At 69.3% G+C, this 18,581-nt stretch carries 12 protein-coding genes; 4 read left to right on the forward strand and 8 right to left on the reverse strand.

The window, feature by feature from the left end:
* Positions 1-87: 87 nt before the first annotated feature.
* Both QTH87_RS19820 and QTH87_RS19825 read left to right on the forward strand, forming a co-directional pair.
* Complete coding sequence (locus tag QTH87_RS19820; RefSeq protein WP_286611701.1) at positions 88-1,644, forward strand: long-chain-fatty-acid--CoA ligase; 1,557 nt, start codon at positions 88-90, stop codon at positions 1,642-1,644.
* Positions 1,645-1,837: 193 nt separating this feature from the next.
* Entirely contained in the window at positions 1,838-2,875 is a 1,038-nt protein-coding gene (locus tag QTH87_RS19825; RefSeq protein ID WP_286611702.1) for a CaiB/BaiF CoA transferase family protein, read from the forward strand.
* A gap of 7 nt (positions 2,876-2,882) precedes the next feature.
* On the opposite strand, the gene QTH87_RS19830 is transcribed toward QTH87_RS19825, so the two are convergent.
* From QTH87_RS19830 to QTH87_RS19865, 8 genes are all read right to left on the reverse strand, one after another.
* The gene (locus QTH87_RS19830; RefSeq protein ID WP_286611703.1) at positions 2,883-3,383 is read right to left on the reverse strand and encodes a ferritin-like domain-containing protein; all 501 of its coding nucleotides are present in this window, start codon (positions 3,381-3,383) and stop codon (positions 2,883-2,885) included.
* A gap of 162 nt (positions 3,384-3,545) precedes the next feature.
* Positions 3,546-3,785: a DUF3606 domain-containing protein gene (locus QTH87_RS19835; protein ID WP_286611705.1), complete on the reverse strand. Its 240-nt coding sequence runs from the start codon at positions 3,783-3,785 to the stop codon at positions 3,546-3,548.
* A 385-nt stretch (positions 3,786-4,170) separates the two neighbouring features.
* A complete protein-coding gene (locus QTH87_RS19840; protein WP_286611706.1) occupies positions 4,171-4,461 on the reverse strand; it encodes a DUF1330 domain-containing protein in 291 nt (96 codons plus the stop codon).
* Between the two features lie 61 nt (positions 4,462-4,522).
* The gene (locus QTH87_RS19845; protein WP_286611707.1) at positions 4,523-4,987 is read right to left on the reverse strand and encodes a GAF domain-containing protein; all 465 of its coding nucleotides are present in this window, start codon (positions 4,985-4,987) and stop codon (positions 4,523-4,525) included.
* A 73-nt stretch (positions 4,988-5,060) separates the two neighbouring features.
* A complete protein-coding gene (locus QTH87_RS19850; RefSeq protein ID WP_286611708.1) occupies positions 5,061-5,252 on the reverse strand; it encodes a hypothetical protein in 192 nt (63 codons plus the stop codon).
* A gap of 13 nt (positions 5,253-5,265) precedes the next feature.
* Positions 5,266-6,237: a YihY/virulence factor BrkB family protein gene (locus QTH87_RS19855; RefSeq protein WP_286611709.1), complete on the reverse strand. Its 972-nt coding sequence runs from the start codon at positions 6,235-6,237 to the stop codon at positions 5,266-5,268.
* 119 nt (positions 6,238-6,356) lie between these two features.
* On the reverse strand, positions 6,357-6,662 hold the full coding sequence (locus QTH87_RS19860; RefSeq protein WP_286611710.1) for a DUF1330 domain-containing protein: 306 nt from the start codon (positions 6,660-6,662) through the stop codon (positions 6,357-6,359).
* Between the two features lie 31 nt (positions 6,663-6,693).
* Positions 6,694-7,977 (reverse strand): alpha/beta fold hydrolase, encoded by a 1,284-nt coding sequence (locus tag QTH87_RS19865; RefSeq protein WP_286611711.1) that lies wholly within the window; start codon positions 7,975-7,977, stop codon positions 6,694-6,696.
* Positions 7,978-8,278: 301 nt separating this feature from the next.
* On the opposite strand from QTH87_RS19865, the gene QTH87_RS19870 reads away from it, so the two are divergent.
* Both QTH87_RS19870 and QTH87_RS19875 read left to right on the forward strand, forming a co-directional pair.
* A complete protein-coding gene (locus QTH87_RS19870) occupies positions 8,279-9,970 on the forward strand; it encodes a ShlB/FhaC/HecB family hemolysin secretion/activation protein (protein ID WP_286611713.1) in 1,692 nt (563 codons plus the stop codon).
* Positions 9,971-9,989: 19 nt separating this feature from the next.
* Positions 9,990-18,578 (forward strand): hemagglutinin repeat-containing protein, encoded by an 8,589-nt coding sequence (locus tag QTH87_RS19875; RefSeq protein ID WP_286611715.1) that lies wholly within the window; start codon positions 9,990-9,992, stop codon positions 18,576-18,578.
* Positions 18,579-18,581 lie beyond the last annotated feature (3 nt).

Genomic DNA, 18,581 nt, shown 5'->3' on the forward strand with positions numbered 1-18,581 from the left:
CTCGACCTCTATGCAGGAAGGCCTGAATCCCTCACCATCGCCTGCGCGCCGCGGGTCGTTCCCGCCACGTCCACACCAGGAGCCCGCATGTCCGTTGCCACCGACTTCACCGCGATCCTTGCCCAATGGGAAGCCCGACGGCCCGATGCGGTGGCCCTGAGCTTCGGTGGCGCCGACTGGACATGGGCCGAGCTGGGGCGCCGGGTGCGCCGCAATGCGGCCGCCCAGCGGGCGGCAGGGCTCGGGCCCGGCGATCGCATCGCGGTGCTGGATCTCAATCACCCCTCGTGCCTCGAGCTCACGCTGGCCTGCGCGCAGGTGGGAACGGCCAACGCGGTCGTCAACTTCCGGCTCGCGCCACCGGAGATCGTCTACGTCGTCAACGACGCACGCGCCAGGCTGCTGTTCGTCGGGCCGGAATTCGCCGGGCTCGTCGACGGGCTCAGGGACCAGCTGCCCACCGTGGAACGCGTAATCCGCATCGGTGGTGCCGACGACGAATACAAAGCCTGGCTGTCGGCGCAGGCGCCCGATGCCGCGGTGCATCCCGCCGCCCCCGACGACTGCTTCGTTCAGCTCTACACCTCCGGCACCACCGGGTTTCCCAAGGGCACGATGCTCACCCACCGCGGAATGCTGGCGCATGCGCGCAATTCCGTGGCCGACGTGCCCATCGACGAAGGCGCGAGGATGCAGGTCGCGATGCCGCTGTTCCATGTCGGCGGCACCAGCTATGCGCTGGTGGGCGTCAGCGTCGGCGCCCGCCTGTTCATGATGCGCACGCCCGACCCGGTGGCGGCGCTCGAGATGCTCGCGACCGAGAAGATCACGCACACGTTTTTCGTGCCGGCCCTGATGGCGGCGATCGTCAAGGTGCCGGGTGCCGCCGGGCGCGACTGTTCGGCGTTGCAGTCGCTCTCCTATGGTGCCTCGCCGATGCCGCTGCCGGTCATGCGGGCATCGCTCGCGCTCTTTCCCGGCGTGATGCGGCAGGTCTACGGCATGACCGAGCAGAGCGGTGCCGTGAGCTCGCTCCCTCCGGCCGATCATGACAACCCCGCCGTGGCGCACCGGCTGGTGTCCGCGGGCAAGTCGATCCCCGGCGTCGAGATCCGGGTCTGCGACCCCGCCAGCGGCCAGCCGGTTGCAGCCGGCGAGCCCGGGGAGATCTGGGTCCGCAGCGAGCAGGTGATGGGCGGCTACTGGGGCAACCCCGCGGCCACCGCGGCGGCGATCACGCCCGACGGCTGGCTGCGTTCCGGTGATGGCGGGCACATGGATTCAGACGGCTACATCTACGTCACCGACCGCATCAAGGACATGATCATCAGCGGTGGCGAGAACATATACCCGGCCGAGATCGAACGCGTGCTGGCCGAGCACCCGTCCATCGACGACGTCGCCGTGATCGGCGTGCCTGACGAGCGCTGGGGCGAAGTGCCCCGCGCCGTGGTCGTCGCGGCGCCCGGCACGGAGATCGACCCCGAAGCGCTGCTGGCCTATTGCCGCGATCGCCTGGCGTCGTTCAAGTGCCCGAGGGCCTTCGACGTCGTGGCCGCGTTGCCGCGCAACCCCACGGGCAAGATCCTCAAGAAGGACCTGCGCAAGCCGTTCTGGGAAGGGCGCGATCGGCAGGTGGTCTAGGGGCGGGTGCCGGCTCACCGGCTGCGGCGCGCCCGCCGGACCTCGGCGTGCATGATCGATTCCTTTTGCCAGCGGACCGAGGTGAACCGTCATCGCCGACCGGCTGCATGCGCCGTAGCATGTGCGGCGCAAGGCGCCTCGCACGGCAGCCGTCCACGGGCCGCAATGGCCCATCAACCTGAAGCAGCAGCACATGAATCCGAACCATGATCTCCAGACCCCGCTTCGCGGCGTGCGCGTCGTCGAATTCGAAGGCATCGGCCCCGGGCCGGTCGCGGGCCGCATCCTTGCGGCGATGGGGGCCGACGTGACCGTCATTGCTCGCCCGGTGCCCAGCCCCGTGCAGCAGATGGGCGGCGCCGACTACCCGCTGCGCGCGGGAAAAAAGGTGGTCGGCCTGGACCTCAAGAAGGCCGACGACCTCGCGCGCGCGCTCGACCTCGTCGCCGGCGCCGACGCGCTTATCGAAGGCAGCCGGCCCGGCGTGATGGAGCGTCTGGGCCTCGGGCCGGAAGCCTGCAGGGCCCGCAATCCAAAGCTGGTCTATGGCCGCATGACCGGCTGGGGTCAGCAGGGACCGCTGGCCCAGTCAGCGGGGCACGATCTCAACTACGTGGCGCTGACCGGCTTGCTGTCGCTGGCCGCCCGGCCGGGGCAGGCACCGATCGTGCCGCCCACCGTGGTCGGCGACGCTGCCGGTGCACTCGGACTTGCCTTCGGCATCGTCTGCGGCGTGCTGGACGCGCGCAGCAGCGGCATCGGCCGCGTGGTCGATGCCGCGATCGTCGATGTCGTCGCGATGCTGGGCACACTGGTGCATTGGCTGCATGCCAGCGACGCGCTGGGCGGCGGCCGGCCGAGCCCCTTCCACGATTCGCCGCAGTACGACACCTATGCCTGCGCGGATGGGGGCTACATCACCATCGGGGCGCTAGAGCCGCAGTTCTATGCCCTGCTGCTTGACAAGCTCGGCATGACCGATGTCGATCCGCGCGAGCAGGGCGACACCGACAAGTGGCCGACGCTGAAGGCCCGGTTTGCCTCGCTTTTCAGAACCCGCACGCGTGATGAGTGGAGCCTGTTGCTGGAAGGCACGGACGTCTGCTTTGCGCCGGTGCTCAGCATCGACGAGGCAGCCCTTCATCCGCACAACGTCGCGCGCGGCCTGTTTCCTAGGACTGCCTCGGGCGCGATCGACACGCAGGTGGCGCCGCGCTTTACCGCCCTCTAGCGGCGGGCTAGTCGCTCTTGCGGGCGGCGTTGCGCAGGTCGCGAATCTGGTCGTGGTTGCGCTGCGCACCATCGGCCTGGCGCTGCACCACTGCGCGCACGTCGGCCGGCAGGTTCTGCTTCAGGGCCTTGCGATAGCGCGCCACGGCCGTGTCCTCGCCCCGTTCGCAGGATTCGAGGATCGACAGTTCGCTGTCGGCGCCGACGGTGCCCTTGATCTGTACCCAGCCGCGATGCATCGCGCCGGCGGCGGTGCCGCCCGAGGCGGGCTCGCCACCGTAGGCGCGAACGAGCTGGATCAGCTCCTCGCCGGCCTGGCGGCAACCGTCGGCGCGGCTCGCGAACAGCTGCTTTGCATTGGCCGTCTCGACCTGCTCGGCGCAGGTGCGAAAGCCGTATTCGCCATCGCGGGTGTTCTCGAGCAGGTCGTTGAGCACGTCGACCACTTCGTCGTGGGACAAGGCTTCGGTGCCGACGGCGTCGGTTGGGGTGAAATTTTCTGCAGCCATTTCTGAACTCCTTGGGTGGGCCTCCTTGGAGGCGGTGGTGGTGTGATGCGATCTCTCCGTGTTTGAAGAGTCGAGACAACGATGGCCCGGCACCGCGGTGGCGCTTGTCGTCGCAGTCGCACGAGCGCCGTAGGCGGGGGGCTCGCTGTCGTGTTCTTCTTGCTAGGCGCGGTCAGCACCCGAGGCCTGCACGGTGCGATCGACGTTGGTCGTGCTGCGCGAGCCCTTCAGGTGCATTTCCACATCGGTGGCGCGATCGCCTACGGCGCTGACGGCCTCCTTGAGCTGCGCTTCGGTCACGTCGAGCCTGTGCGCCCATTCGCGCATCGACTGGTCGGACTGCAGGTCGATGCTGTCGGGGCTGGTGGAGTTGGGGGCGATCGGTTGGTCGTTGCTGGACATGGCAGTTCCTTCGGGGCTGTTGGACATCGTCCATGTCTACGCGTGTGGCCGAGTTCGCGTGTAGGCCCGGGCCGGTTACCGTCATCGGCCATCCCCGTGCGCCGGCTGGCATTCAGGCGCGGGCTTGCCAAGGTCGACGTTGCATCGCGCTGAACGCACTGGCCGCGCGGGGTGGTGGCCGCAGATGCTGCCGCCGGGGGGGCGGTGCGATTGGAAGGCCGGAGGGTCGATGTGGCGGGGTTGCCGCAGGCGCGGCGGCTGCTCGCCCGCGCGATGGCCAGATGAGGACCCGCGCGCCCCCACTGAGTGGGGGTCGGTGCCCCCCGAGGGCGCAGCAGGCCGCCCCCGGGCGGCCCGGCGCTGGCCTCGACTTGCGCTCAGGCGCTCAGGCGCCTTCGATGATCCGCAGGTCGCGATCCGCGCCGTCGCCGAGCGCAACGAGCGCCGCCTGGTAGTCGGGGCTGTCGTGCGTGGCCGTGGCCTGCGCGACGCTGTCGAACTCGATCAGCACCGTGCGCTCGGCAAGGCCGTTCTCGTAGACCTTGGACGGAATGCCGCGGGCCAGGAAGCGGCCGCCGCCGGCCGTGATGGCCGGGCCGGCCAGCTTGGCGTAGGCCGCGAGTTTGTCGGCGTCGTTGACGGCACGGTAGGCGCTGACCCAGTAAGCTTTTGCCATGTGATGGTTCTCTCTTGTTGCTGAGGCGGCAATATATCGCGCGGCGTTCGTCGGGGCCCGCCTAGGCGTGCGGGTCCATCGCAAACGAGGCGACCACCGGCGCCACGTCTTCCAGGAAGGCGAACGCATCGTCGGGGAGGGGCACCGGCGCGAAGTCGAAGTGGCAGAGCACGCCCCACATGTGGCCCGCCGGCGCCAGCAATGCCGTGCCGTGGTACGAGAACAGCAGGCCATCGTAGGCATGGCCGGCAAACCTCGGGTCCTTCGACGAATCGTCGGTCCTGAAGGGCCTGCCGGGTTTCACGAAATGCGCGAGGCTCTTGTCCAGCGGCACGGCCGACAGGAACGGCAGCTGCGGCTGGCCCAGCGCATCGTGCAGGCAGACGTTCTTCAGGATCAGGCCGGCGAAACGGTAGACCGCGGTGTAGCGAAGAGGCACCTGCGCGTTGAGGAACGCGAGGCCTCCCTCCAGACCCTTGACCTTGAGGATCGCGGAGAAGTCGGCCAGACGCTGGTTCGGGCTCATGCGCGTGCGTGTTCGGATTCTGGATTGCGCGGCGGTCCGGCGCCGGAAGGCGCCGCGGTCTAGGACTTGCCGCCTAGCCGCACTTGGGCGCGCAAACGAGATGGTTCTTGCCAAGAAAGCGGCGCGACACCATGGCCGTGCGCAGCACGAACTTGCCGCACTTGAAGCACGACATCATGGATTCGGCACGCGGCGTGGTGATGATGGAGCCTGAAGCCTTCTTGACGTAGCGCAGGCCGTCCTGGGTGAGTTGGGTGTCCGACATAGAGCTCGGTATTTTACCCGGGAACAACTGGCGAATCTGCGCGGGGGGCAATTTGCTCGCCGTGGCCGGTGTCGGACTCGTCCGTCGGCCGGTTGCCGGGCCGGCGCAGCACCGCATTGATCTCGGCCCCGAAGATCAGCGTGGTGGCGCTGATGTAAAGGAATACCAGCGTCGCGACCACGCCCGCGAAGCTGCCGTACACCAATGCCAGCTTGCCCGCCGTGCGCAGCGTGTACGACAGGGTGGCGGCAGCCGCCACCCACAGCGCCGCGCCGACGATCGCGCCCGGGATCACCGAGCGCACGCGTTGGCGGATGTCGGGCAGCCAGCCGTAGAGCAGCGCGTACAGCAGCGTCAGCACCACGAAGGCCGAGCCGTAGCGCACGCCGTTGCGCAGCCATGGCGTCTCCTGGCCGGCGCCCACGTTGGCTTCGAGAAGCCGCCACAGGTACGGCATGATGATCACGGAACTGAAGGCGGCCAGGGTGCCGATGCCCACCACCACCGTGAACAGCGTGACCTTCAGCCGCGCCTTCCAGAACGGCAGGCCGCGCCGGATGCCGTACGAGCGGTTGAGCGCGCTGCGCACCGCCTGCAGGCCCGACGAGGCGGTCCACAGGGTCGCCAGCAGGCCGATGGCCAGCAGCGCCTGGTTGCGCTGCGAAAGCACCTGCCTGATGACCGGCTGCATCGCATCGCGAACCACCTGCGGCGCATAGCCGACGACGCGGTCGGCCAGCGCTGCCGCGTCCCCGGGCTGCCCGAAGTAGCCCGCGCCGGCGGACAGCAGCAGCAGCAGCGGGAACATCGCCAGTACCGACGAGAAGGCGAGGCTGCCGGCTTGGTTGGCGCTCTGGTGCAGAATGTAGTTGCGGATGGCGGGGATCAGGACGCGCAGGCCGGGCGTGGCCATCGCGGTCTGACGCACGCCGTTCCAGGCGCTGCCGAGGCGGCTCAGCAGGCGTGCCGCGCGGGCGGTGGTCATGGTCGGCTTTCACTGGACGGTGGTCGGTCCTCGTTTGTCGCCGAATTCGTGCGCCTGCCGTGTAGGTGCATGCCGGCGGAGTCGCTGCCGGTCGACCCGGACGGCGCGCCCCTTGCCGCTCAGCCGGGCTGCGGGCCTTCGTAGCCTTCGATGACGACCACGTCGCCGGTCGACACCGCGGTCCGCAACTTGACCGCGGCCTGGTATTCGGGCGACTTCCAGCATTCGAGCGCCGCCTCGTAGGTCGGGAATTCGATGACCACGTTGCGCGAGCGGCTGGTGCCTTCGGGGGCCTCGAAGCGGCCGGCGCGAACCAGGAAGCGCGCGCCGTACTTGCGGAACGCCTCGGCGTTGGCGACGACGTATTTCTTGTACTGCTCCGCATCGGAGACGTCGACGCGGGCGATCCAATAACCTTTTGGCATGTGCTGCTCCTGGAATGGGTGGGCGCCGATGCTAACGGAGCTCTTCCTGCAGCCGCCGGGCCAGCCGTTCGTTCATCGCGTCGGACCGCAGGATCGACATGTGGTCCTCGTCGAAGCCGACCACCGCATCCGCGCGCGACTGGATGTCCGGATCCAGCATGCTCTGCACGGCCACGATCCCGTCGTTGTTGCCGCCGACCAGCGGCGACCGGCCGCCGTAGCCGAAGAACAGCGTGTGCCTGACCTGCCCGGGCCGCGGCACCACGGTGAGCTCGTGCAGGTAGGGCGAGTCGGGCGCCATGTCGATCCAGGAGCCCGGCACCCGCGTGGGCCCCACGTTGGCCCATCGCCCCGCGGAATGCCCGAGCCAGGGCGTCGAGATGGTGACCACGTGATGGACCGGCGGCGTGCGGCCTTCGCGCTCGCTGATGTTGTAGGCCCCGCGCACCACCAGGCCGCCCATGCTGTGCGCGACCACGATGCTGGTGGCGAAGGCGTACCGGTAGTAGAGGTCGTCGACTGCATTGCTGAGCAGCATGGCCGAGTAGCTCATCGGCACGCCCGAGGGATAGAAGAAGACCCAGGGCTGGAAGCGCTTGCGATCGAGCTTCTCGATGACGTGCTCCCAGTCGCGCGGCGAGCCGCCGATGCCGTGCACGAAGATCACCGGGATGCGCTCGCGGTTGTAGGGCTCGAGCATGAACAGGCCCGAGCGCCCCTCGCGCAGGAAGCGCAGCGGCTCGAACAGGCCCTGGCGCACCCGTTCGGGCGAGAAGCGTTCCTCGGCGATCGTCGCCGGGGCGCCGAACTCCTCCGCGCGGAGCTTGAGCAGCGCCGCATACGGCGCCCCGAAGATGGCGGGATCGACGGTGGCCGGCGTCGACGACGCGATCAGGATGCTGTCGAGGCCGGTGGCCGGCGTCGGCGGGTTGTCGATGGCGTCGAGACCCAGCGCGGTTCCCTGCCGGACGACCGCGCGCTCGCCGGCATCGAGCCTCAGGTTGCGGTTGAGGTCCTCGAAGGCGAGGATCGCGTAGCGTCCCGGCGGCGCCGCCAGGTGGTAGACGCCCTTGCCGCGCGGAACCACGTCCACGTAGACCGCCTTGGGCGATTCGTCCACCGTGTGCAGCACCACGACGATCGGGGCGCGCGCTTCCCCCTCGGTCTGCACGATGCCGGTGAAGTACATGGCGACGTCTAGTCGCCTCATCTGGCCGTCGACCTGCAGCAGGCCGCAGGCGCCGGTCAGCATCGACAGCGCGAGAACGACGGCAATTCGGCGCCAGCGGGAACCCATCGTCAGCGAACCCCGCACCAGGGATTCCGGGTCGGCGGAAGTCGGACGTCGTCTGTCATGGGCCACGAATTCTAGGACGCGGGACGTCCATCGCTCGGATCGGCGGCCACCCGCGAATCACCGGTTTCCGGGATTTGCAAAAATGCAACTTTCTGTAAAAGTCTGCGCGCGCTCGAAAACCCGCAGAGGGCCTGCACGGGTCGCATTCCGCATCCGTCCGAGCCCTGTCTTCCCCCTTGGTTTCATGTCCATCTACCTGTCGACTCCATCCCTGCGCGCCACCCGTCGGGCCCGCTGCCGGATACAAATTTCGCTGCTGTTGGCCCTGCCCCTGCTGTGGGCCGCAGCCACAGCGCAGGCCCAGGTCGACCTTCGCGAGATCGACCGGCAGAACCAGGTCTTCGAGCGCCAGCAGCAGGAACTGCTGCGCCAGCAGCAGGAGCGCGCCTTGCAACAGGCGCCACGCACCGGCACCGACATCCTTCCGGTCCAGCCACCCATCGCGGTGCCCGACCTCGGCGTGAAGTGCCGGGACATCCGCGAGATCCGCATCAGCGGCGCCGCCCTGCTGCCCGACGAGGTCCGCCGGGGCCTGGTTCGCGACTACGCCGACCGTTGCCTCGGCGTGAGCGAGCTCGAGGCGATCCTCGCGACGCTCACCAAGAGCTACATCGACCGCGGCTACATCACGACCCGGGCCTACCTGCCGGCGCAGGACCTGCGCACCGGGGTGCTCGAGATCACGGTGATCGAAGGCTCGATCGAGCGCTTCCAGCTCGAGCAATCGGGCCGCAACCCCGACTCGACCTCGATCCGCGGCGCCTTTCCGGCCCGGCCCGGCGACCTGCTGAACCTGCGCGACCTCGAGCAGGGCATCGACCAGCTCAACAGCCTGTCGTCCAACTCGGCCACGCTCGACATCCAGCCCGGCACCCGTCCGGGCGAAAGCGTGGTCGTGGTGCGCAACCAGGCCGGCTTTCCGGTGAACCTGTTCGCCACCTACGACAACCTCGGCACGCCGTCGACCGGCCGCGACGCGGCATCGGCCACGTTGAGCTTCGACAGCCTGCTGGGCCTGAACGAGGTCATCGCGATCACGCGCCGCCAGTCGGTGCCCCACGACAGCGAGCACAACTCCAACAGCACCGCCCTGCACGCGGCCGTGCCCTTCGGCTACTACACCTTCGCCTTCGACGCCAGCGAGAGCAACTACGTCAACACGCTGCAGCTGCCGAGCGGACAGAAGCTGGCCTCCGAAGGCACCACCTCGACCCAGAGCCTCCTGGCCGACCGGGTGATCTATCGCGACCAGGCCTCGAGGCTGTCGCTGTCGGGGCGACTCACCACGCAGGACAGCCGCAACTTCCTGGGCCACGAGTTCCTGGCAGTCGGCAGCCGCAAGCTGAGCCCGTTCGACATCGGCCTCTCGGGATTCACCCAGGCCGCAGGCGGCATCGCCAATGGCCGCCTGGCCTATGTGCGCGGCCTCAAGGTGCTGGGCGCGATGGAAGATCCGGACGACCTGCCCGCCGACTTCCCGCATGCGCAGTTCGACAAGATCACGCTCGACCTGGGCTTCAACCGGCGCTTCGACGTGGCGGGCCGGCCATTGCTGCTGTCGAGCCAGTTCAGCGGCCAGCACAGCGGCGGCACGCTCTACGGCTCGCAGCAGATCCTGATCGGCGGGCCAGGCTCCGTGCGTGGCTTCATGCTCAACACCCTGAGCGGCGACAGCGGCTACTACCTGCACAACGACCTGTCGCTGCCTTGGACGGCGACGCTCGGTGGCCAGGCGATCGCGGGCCGTGTCTATGCGGGCTACGACTTCGGTTCGGTCACCAACCAGGCGCCCGGCGTGCCTTCGGGATCGATGTCGGGCGTGACGCTCGGCGTCGCGTTCCAGTGGCGCGGACTCAGCGCCGACCTGTTCGCATCGCGTGCTGCCCACCTGCCCGGCGGGATGCCGAGCGAAGGGACGATCTACAGCATCCGCCTGTCTTACTCGCTCTGAACCAGACGAAGGAATTGCCATGAACCACATCTATCGCATCGTCTGGAACACTGCCGTGCAGGCCTGGATCGCAGTCGCCGAGACCTCGCGCGGACGCGGCAAGAGCAGCAAGAGCATCCGCCCCGCCGCGCCTCTGCTGGTGGCCGCCGCGCTGGCAGGGGCGCTCGGCGCCTCGTCGGCCGGCGCGCAGACCGCCGTGGCTGCTCCGGGCGCGCAGACCAACGTCTACCTGGCGCCGAACGGCGCGACCGTGGTCAACATCGCCAATCCCAATGCCGCGGGCTTGTCGCACAACCGTTACCAGCAGTTCAACGTCAATGCCGCGGGCCTGATCCTCAACAACACGACGACGGCACAGATCGCCTACAGCTCGCAGCTGGCCGGGCAGATCATGGCCAACTACAACACGGCGAAGTCGGCCAGCGTGATCCTCAACGAGGTGGTCTCGAACAACCGCAGCACGCTGGCCGGCTTCACCGAAGTGCTCGGCGGCCGGGCCGATGTGGTGCTGGCCAATCCCTACGGCATCACCTGCTCGAGCTGCGGCTTCATCAACACCGACCGCGTGACGCTGACCACCGGACTGCCCTTCATGCGGGCCGACGGCAGCCTGGGCGGCTTCAACGTCAACGGCGGCGACATCCTCGTGACCGGCAACGGCCTCAACGCCACCGCGCAGCAGGTGCTCGACCTGGTGACGCGTTCGGTGCGCATCGAGGGCAAGGTCAACGCGCAGGACCTCGGCATCACGACCGGCACCAACCAGTGGGACTACGGCACGCGCGCGGTCACCGGCAGCGTCGCGGCGCAGGGCACGGCACCGGCCTACGCCATCGACAGCGCCGCGCTCGGCGGCATGTACGCCAACCGGATCAGGCTCAGCGCCACCGAGGCGGGCGTGGGCGTGCGCATGCTCGGTGACGCGGCGGCAAGCGCCGAGGACTTCGTGCTTTCGGCCGCAGGCCGGATCGAATTGCAGAACCGCATTTCGGCCCAGCGCGACGTGCTGCTCGCGAGCAGCAGCAAGGACGCCGTCGCCATCGCGCTGGCCGACGCCAGCCTGACGGCGGCTCGCGACATCGCCGCGACCGCGCGCGAGGGCGGCCTGGCGCTGGTGCGCAGCGCCGTGATCGCGGGCAACGACCTGAAGGCCGTCGGCAGCCGAGTCGATGCGGGGCAGGGCGCCCGCCTTCAGGCCGGTGGCGCGCTCGCGGTCGAGGCAACGGCGGGCGACATGGCGCTCGGCGGCGCCGCCGTTCGCGCCCAGGGCGACTTGCGACTCACGAGCGCGGGCAAGGTTTCGACGGCCGTCGGCGATGGTCAGGGCGTGCAGAGCATCGCCGGGCAATTGGCGATCGATGCCCGGGGCGGTCTCGCCAACGCCGGCGTGATCACGGCCGATCGGGGCTCGGTCAGCGTGCGCGCGGGCGAACGGATCACGAACACCGGCACCGTCAACTCCGGCGAGGCGCTCGACATCGCCGACGCCACCGGCGGCGCGAGCCAGGCGCTGGACAACAGCGGCAACCTGCTTGCAGGCCAGTCGATGACCACTCGTGCCGCTGCGATCGACAACAGCGGCTGGATGCAGGCGGGCGGCGCCAACACGATCGATGCAGCGAGCCTGCGCAACGGCGGCCGGGTGCTGGCCGTCACCGGCAGCGCGAAGCTGAACGTGGCGGGCGCCTTCGACAACGCCGGCAGCGTGCGTGCCGCGCAGGACGTCGTGGCGAAGGCCGGGCAACTGAACAACAGCGGCGACCTGCTCGCCGCGCGCGCGCTGGACCTGCAGGCGGGCGCGGTGACGAACGCCCTCGGTGGCTGGGTTCAGGCTGCGACGGGCAGCAAGGTCGCCGCCGACTCCCTCGCCAACACCGGCACCTGGCTGCTGTCGCAGCAGGCCGGCGCCAGCGACCAGGTCGATGTCGGCGGCAAGCTGCTCAACGCCGGCGTGATGCAGTCGGCCGGCAATGCGGCCGTGAGCGCGGGCGAGCTCGACAACCGCCAGGTGATCGCGGCGAGCGGCAAGCTCGACCTCGCCACGACCGGCACGCTCAACAATGGGTCCGGCGCGGTGCTGCAGGCCGGGCAGGCGTTGTCCGTCGACAGCGGCGGTGCGATCGGCAATGCGGCCGGCGGCACGCTCGCAGGTTCGACCGTCGCGCTGCGCGGCGCAGAGGGGCTGGACAACGCCGGCGTCGTGACCGCGTCCGGCGGCGACACCACGCTGCGTGTCGATGGCGCGATCGCCAACAGCGGCAAGATCCATGCGGCCGGCAACCTCGATGTCGCCGACCGCCAGGGCGGCGCGACGCAGTCCGTGGACAACAGCGGCCAGTTGCTGGCCGACGGTGCGATGGCATTGAAGGCGGCCGCGGTGCAGAACCGGTCCGGCGGCTGGGTGCAGGCCGCGAGCGGCAGCAGCATCGATGCCGGGAGCATCGACAACCAGGGCACGTGGCTGCTGTCCACGCAGGCGGGCGGCAGCGCCAGCCAGGTGAGGGTCGCCGGCACGCTGACCAACCGCGGCACCCTGCAGGCGCAACAGGACGCCGTCATCACGGCCGGCCGCATCGACAACCGGGCGCTCGCACTGCTGCGCACCGGCGGCAACCTGCAGGCCAACGTCGGCGACGTCAACGGCCTGAGCAACGCCGGCACCCTGCAGGCCGGCAACGGCCAGCCGGGCAATGGCGCCGTCCTCGGCATCTCGGGCACCGGCAGCCAGGTCGACAACGCCGAGGGCGGCGTGATGCTGGGCGACAAGCTGGCGATCGCGGTGGCCGGCCTTTCGAACGCAGGCAACATCCAGGGCGGCGGCAGCGCCAATTCGAGCATCGCCGCCGGCGGCACGCTGACGAACCAGGCCGGTGGCGTGATCACGATGGCGACCACCGGGACTGGCGGAGGCACGCTGTCGGGCAAGGGCATCGTCAACCGCGGCACGCTGCAGTCGCTCGGCGGCATGACGCTGGCCATCGGCAGCGACGGCCTGCAGAGCCGCGTCGACGGCACGGCGGGCAACGGCGACATCCTCGCCGCCCGTGCGCTGACGCTGAAGGCGCTCGGCGCCAACAGCTACACGGCCACCCTCGACGGCACGCTGCAAAGCGGCGGCGCATTGACCGTGACCGGCGATGCGCAGTCCACGCTGGCGCTCAACGGCACCGCCGTGGGCGACAGCGTCGGCGTGAACACCGGCAACGTCGCGATCGGCGCCCTCGGGGCGCTGGTTTCCCAGGGCGACCTGTCGCTCAAGGCCTCGACGCTGTCGCTTGCAGTGCAGGGCTCAGGCTCGAGCGCGAAGACCGGCCGCGTCCTGGCCGCGTTGAGCGGGTCAGGCACGGGTGTGGTGGAGACCACCGGGGCCCTGACCAACAACGGCCTGATCTTCTCGGCCAACGACCTCGAGGTGAAGGCGCCGTCGATCACGGTCGGCGCCACCGGCGCGTTGTCTGCGCTGCACGACCTGCGCGTGCAGGCCAACGGCGGGGCGCTCGATCTGAGCGCCGGCACGCCGGCCGCCTCGGCCGGCAAGCTGAACAACGCCGGCCTGCTGTATGCGGGCAACCAGCTCACTGCGCGGGCCAACGGCACGCTGACCAATACCGGCGACATCAACAGCGAAGGCAGCCTCTCGCTGACCGCCAACACGCTGGTCAACGGCCGCATCATCAACGCCACCAACGACGTCGACATCGTTGCCGCCACGCTGCGCAACGAGATCATCGGCCTCACGCGCATCGACCAGCGCGGCGCCGACAGTGTGCACGACGAGATCGATTCGCGCGACGACAAGAAGTCGCCCGGCGTCTACGAGGGCGGCAACAAGGACGTCGCCACGCTCTACCAGTACGACTACACCGTGACGCAGCGCTATTCGCAGGCGCTGCCGGACGTGGTGCCGCAGGTCACGGCAGGCCGCAACATGCGGCTGGCCTTCCATGAAGGCAGGAATACCGGAGGCACGCTCTTCGCCGGCAACCAGATGACGCTGCAGGGCTTCTCGTACGACGCCGCGCAGTCGGACAGGAACCTTCATGCGGGCCTGGGCATCGCCGACGGCGTTCACGGCTTCAGGCTCGACGGCGCCAGCTTCACCAACGACAACCTGGCGCTGACCACCACCAAGCATGTGGTGCGCTATTCGACGACGACCAAGTACATCGCCCTCGGTCCGGACAAGGACTACGAGAACCGGCTCTGCGACCGCAACGGCACCTGGGACGACGTCTGCTACACCAGCGGCTACGAGGACAGCCCGCAGACTCCGAGCGCCAACAACGTGCTTCGAGCCGGCCTCTACACGGCCGTGCTGCGCGGCACCGGCTTCAGCCTTGTCAACAACGGCTCGACCGCGCGCAACGTCGGCAGCAACGAAGACCTGACCAGCGTTACCGAAGGGGTCAGCACGAGCAAGGCGGCGGTCCGAAAGGGCGATGCCCAGGGCGGACCCGCCCTCACAGGCACCCAGGGCCTGAGCGGCCCCGAGGCCGCAAAGACCGGCGCCGCCTTCGGCGGCGCGACCGGCGCGCGTCCGGTGTCGGGCATCTCCTTCCTCGATGCCAACGCCGCCAATGGCGTCAAGGGCACCTCGTTCGGCGGCATCGACATCGCGCTGCCGACCAACCCGAACGGGCTCTTCGTGACGGCGCAGGAGCCCGGTGCCAAGTACCTGGTCGAGAGCAATCCGCTCTACATGACCGGCAGCGCCACGATGGGCTCGGACTACCTCTCCAAGCTGCTCGGCTACAACCCCGACCAGTTGTCGATGCGGCTCGGCGATGCGAGCTACGAGGCCTGGCTGGTCAAGCAGCAGGTGATCAAGCAGACCGGCAGCGCCGTGCTGGCCAGCTACCAGAACGCCGGCACGCAGATGCAGGGCCTGATGGAGAGCGCCGCGAGCCAGGTCGAATCGCTCGGACTCACCTACGGCAAGGCACTGACGCCGCAGCAGCAGGCTGCGCTCAAGCAGGACATGGTCTGGATGGTGCAGACCGAGATCGACGGCAAGACGGTGCTGGCGCCGGTGGTGTATCTCGCCCAGAGCACCAAGAACAACATCGCGAGCGGCGCGGTGATCTCGGCGCAGGACGCCAACCTGAGCCTGACATCGCTGACCAACACCGGCGGCACGATCGTCGGTGGCAAGGCGCTGGTGATCGCATCGACCGGCGACATCACGAACCTGTCGGGCACGATCAGGGGAGGCAACGTCAGCCTGAGCTCGACCGAAGGCAGCATCGTCAACAAGACCGACAGCCTGAGTGGCGGTGGCGAGCACTTCTACAGCACGGTGCTCGGCAAGACGGCGGGCATCGAATCCACCGGCACGCTGTCGCTCGACGCGAAGAAGGACATCACCAACATCGGCGCGACCATCAACGCCGGTACCGACGCCAGCCTCAAGGCCGGCGGCAACGTCACCTTCGACACGCTCGAGAAGAAGGACACCACCAGCAGCTTCGCCAACATCGCGGTCAAGAACGGCAACGGCTACACCAGCACCACGACGACCAAGGTGGAGCAGGTCAAGTCGGGCCTCACGGTGGGCGGCAACCTGGCGGTCGATGCGGGCAAGGACATCACGCTCGCGGGCACCGATGCCAAGGTCGGCGGCAACGCCGACCTGAAGGCCGGCGGCGACCTCAACATCATCGCGCGCGAGAACAGCACCACCACGCACACCGAGAGCAAGTCGAGCGGCCTCGGCATGAACAACTCGCTGTACGGCACCAACACGACCACCACCGACAGCCTGTCGGTGCGCAATGTGGGCAGCACGCTGCAGGTCGGCGGCAACGCATCGCTCGCGGCGAAGAACGACATCACGGTGCAGGGATCGGACGTCAACGTGGCTGGCGACGGCAGGATCAGCGCCACCAACGTCAACGTGCTGGCCGGACGCAACTACGACGAGAGCAGCACCACCAGCAAGAGCACCGGCGTGATGCAGGTCAGCGCCTCGGGCAGCGGCAAGGCGAGCGCCAGCGCATCGGCCGAGGCCAGCTCGGGCCGTGGCCTGGCATCCGCCTCGGCGCAGGCCGGCGCCGAAGCCAGCGGCAAGGGCGCCGCCGGCCTGGCCTTCAGCTCGACCACCACGACGCAGACCAGCAGCACCGACCTGCGCCACGTCGGATCGAACCTGAACTTCGGTGGCAACCTCGTGGTCGACGCGGCGAAGGACGTGACGCTGCAGGGATCGACCGTGAATGCCGGCGGCAATGCGAGCGTGAATGCGCAGAACGTCAACCTGCTGGCGGCCGAGGACAAGCGCACGTCCTCCACCAGCACCACGACCACCAAGGTCGGCCTGATGGCGAGCACCGACAACAAGGTCGGCGCCAAGGCCGGGGCCAGCGCCGGTGCCGCGGGCGGCAAGGGCACGCCCGGTGCCAACGCACAGGCAGGCGCCGAGCTCTCGGCCTCGACCGAGAACCGGCTCGACCTCTTCCAGCGCAGCAAGACTACGACCGACACGCTGGACACCACGCACCAGGGCTCGGCCATCAACGCCAAGGGCAACCTCGACGTCAAGGCGCGCGACACGCTGGCGCTCGAAGGCTCGACCATGAGCTCGGGCGGCAACATGAGCCTGAGCGCCACCGACATGAGCTTCAAGGCGGTCGACGACGTGCACGAGGTGCGCAAGAGCAGCGACACCACGACCGCCGGCCTCTACGCAACAGGCAACGCCGGCGCCACCGCGAAGGCCAGCGCCAATGTCGGCGTCGGCGCACAGGCCGGCGCCGGTGCCAAGGCCTCGGCTTCGGGCGAGGTGGGGCTGTACGGCTCGAACACCAAATCGAGCTCGGTCGACGGCTCGACCACCGCCGTGACCTCGGGCCTGTCGAGCGGCGGCAACATCACGCGCAACGCGGGCAACTCGATCACCGACGTCGGCACCCGCATCGAAGGCGGCGGCGACCTGAACCAGTCGGCGAAGACCATCACGAGCCTGGCCGCGGCCGACACCACCTACAGCTCGTCGAACAGCACCACCCACACGGCCAGGGTCGGCGCCTATGCCGAGGCCTCGGCCGAGGTGTCCGCCACGGCCGCCGTCGGGCCGGGCGCCAGCAAGCCGGTGAAGAAGGGGGCCGACGGCGGTGCCGGCATCCGGGCCAGCTACCAGTACGACAACGAGTCCGAGAAGTCGGCCAGCAGCAACGCGGTGGTCTCGACCATCCGGATGGGCGGAAGCGTCAACAGCAGCTCGAGCGGCCAGACGACGATGGAAGGCACGCAGATCTCTGCGGCCAAGGACGTGTCGCTGAGCGCCGGTTCGCTCGACTACAAGGCGGCGCAGAACACCGCGAGCGCGAGCGCGAACAGCACCAGCGCCGGTGCCACGGTGGGCGTCGATCTGGTCAAGAAGGACGTCAGCGTGGGCGTCAGCTACGACGGCGCCAAGAGCAGCAGCAGCGAGAGCAACGCCGTGGTCGGCGGCATCGCAGCCGGCGGCAACCTCACGGTGAAGACCACCGGCGACACCCGCTTCGAAGGCACGAACCTGAGCGCCGGCGGCGCCGCCAGCGTCGATGCCGGCGGCAAGGTCGATTTCGCGGCGGCCAAGAACACGGCGTCCTCGAGCAGCCAGGACGTGGGTGTCGACGTCGGCATCACGGCCGGCAAGTCGGGCGCCAGCGGCAGCGCCGCGGTCGGCTACGCGCAGTCGAAGAGCAGCCTCAACGAGGACGTGGCCGGCAGCATCCAGAGCGGCAGCGGGCCCTTGACCATCAAGAGCGGCGGCGACGCCAGCTTCACCGGCACGAAGATCGCGAGCGAGAAGGGCGACGTGTCCGTGGCGGCCGGCGGCAATCTGGACTTCAGCGCGGCGCGCAAGGTCGAGAGCAGCAGTTCGCTGTCGGTCGATGTCTCGGCCGCAGCAAGCGGCGGCAAGAAGGACAACGTCGGCGGCACCCGGCCTGCGGGCGGCGGCAAGAAGACCGGCGGCGAGACCATGAACGAGCGCAGTGGCGAGGCCGGCCTGGCCGTGGGCTCGTCCAAATCCAGCAGCGACACCGCGACGGGCGGCAGCATCACGAGCGGCGCCGGCGCCATCCGTCTCTCGTCGGGCAAGAACACCGCGCTCGAGGGCACGCAGGTGAAGGCCGCCAACGGCATCACGGCCGACGCCGGCGGCAGCTTCACGCAGAAGGACGCGAAGAGCACCTCGAGCTCGCAGACCGTGGGCTTCGCAGCGGCAGGCTCGGGGTCGAGCCTGTCGCCGGTCAAGAAGGCGACAGCCAAGGCGGCACCGTCGCCCGGCAACCCGGCTACGCCGGCCAAACCCGCGGCCACGCCGGCGACGCCGGCGCCGAAGACCAAGGCCGGCGCCGTGCCCGCCAAGCCGGCGACTCCGGCGGCGACCCCGGCGGCCAAGCCGGGAGCCGCACCGGCGGGCAGCCCGGCGACACCGGCCACGCCAGCGGCCACGCCGGCCGCCGCGGCAGCCAAGCCACCCGTGAACCCCAACGCCCAGCAGAAGGGCAGCGGCTCGCTCGACGTCTATGTCGACAACCAGAAGCGCAGCAGTTCGCAGGCGACGACGCTCGATGGCGGTGCGGGCGGGGTGGTGATCAACCAGGGCCAGGCGGGCAAGTAGCGG

Source organism: Variovorax jilinensis, from assembly GCF_030316885.1.
In the GTDB taxonomy this organism is placed as follows: domain Bacteria; phylum Pseudomonadota; class Gammaproteobacteria; order Burkholderiales; family Burkholderiaceae_C; genus Variovorax; species Variovorax jilinensis.

What these genes read in the sequence shown, in the direction of transcription:
- QTH87_RS19835 (WP_286611705.1), bottom strand. Translation starts at nt 3,785, where the DNA reads ATGTCCAGCAACGACCAACCGATCGCCCCCAACTCCACCAGCCCCGAC.
- QTH87_RS19860 (WP_286611710.1), bottom strand. Translation starts at nt 6,662, where the DNA reads ATGCCAAAAGGTTATTGGATCGCCCGCGTCGACGTCTCCGATGCGGAG.
- QTH87_RS19855 (WP_286611709.1), bottom strand. Translation starts at nt 6,237, where the DNA reads ATGACCACCGCCCGCGCGGCACGCCTGCTGAGCCGCCTCGGCAGCGCC.
- QTH87_RS19845 (WP_286611707.1), bottom strand. Translation starts at nt 4,987, where the DNA reads ATGAGCCCGAACCAGCGTCTGGCCGACTTCTCCGCGATCCTCAAGGTC.
- QTH87_RS19875 (WP_286611715.1), top strand. Translation starts at nt 9,990, where the DNA reads ATGAACCACATCTATCGCATCGTCTGGAACACTGCCGTGCAGGCCTGG.
- QTH87_RS19820 (WP_286611701.1), top strand. Translation starts at nt 88, where the DNA reads ATGTCCGTTGCCACCGACTTCACCGCGATCCTTGCCCAATGGGAAGCC.
- QTH87_RS19830 (WP_286611703.1), bottom strand. Translation starts at nt 3,383, where the DNA reads ATGGCTGCAGAAAATTTCACCCCAACCGACGCCGTCGGCACCGAAGCC.
- QTH87_RS19840 (WP_286611706.1), bottom strand. Translation starts at nt 4,461, where the DNA reads ATGGCAAAAGCTTACTGGGTCAGCGCCTACCGTGCCGTCAACGACGCC.
- QTH87_RS19850 (WP_286611708.1), bottom strand. Translation starts at nt 5,252, where the DNA reads ATGTCGGACACCCAACTCACCCAGGACGGCCTGCGCTACGTCAAGAAG.
- QTH87_RS19825 (WP_286611702.1), top strand. Translation starts at nt 1,838, where the DNA reads ATGAATCCGAACCATGATCTCCAGACCCCGCTTCGCGGCGTGCGCGTC.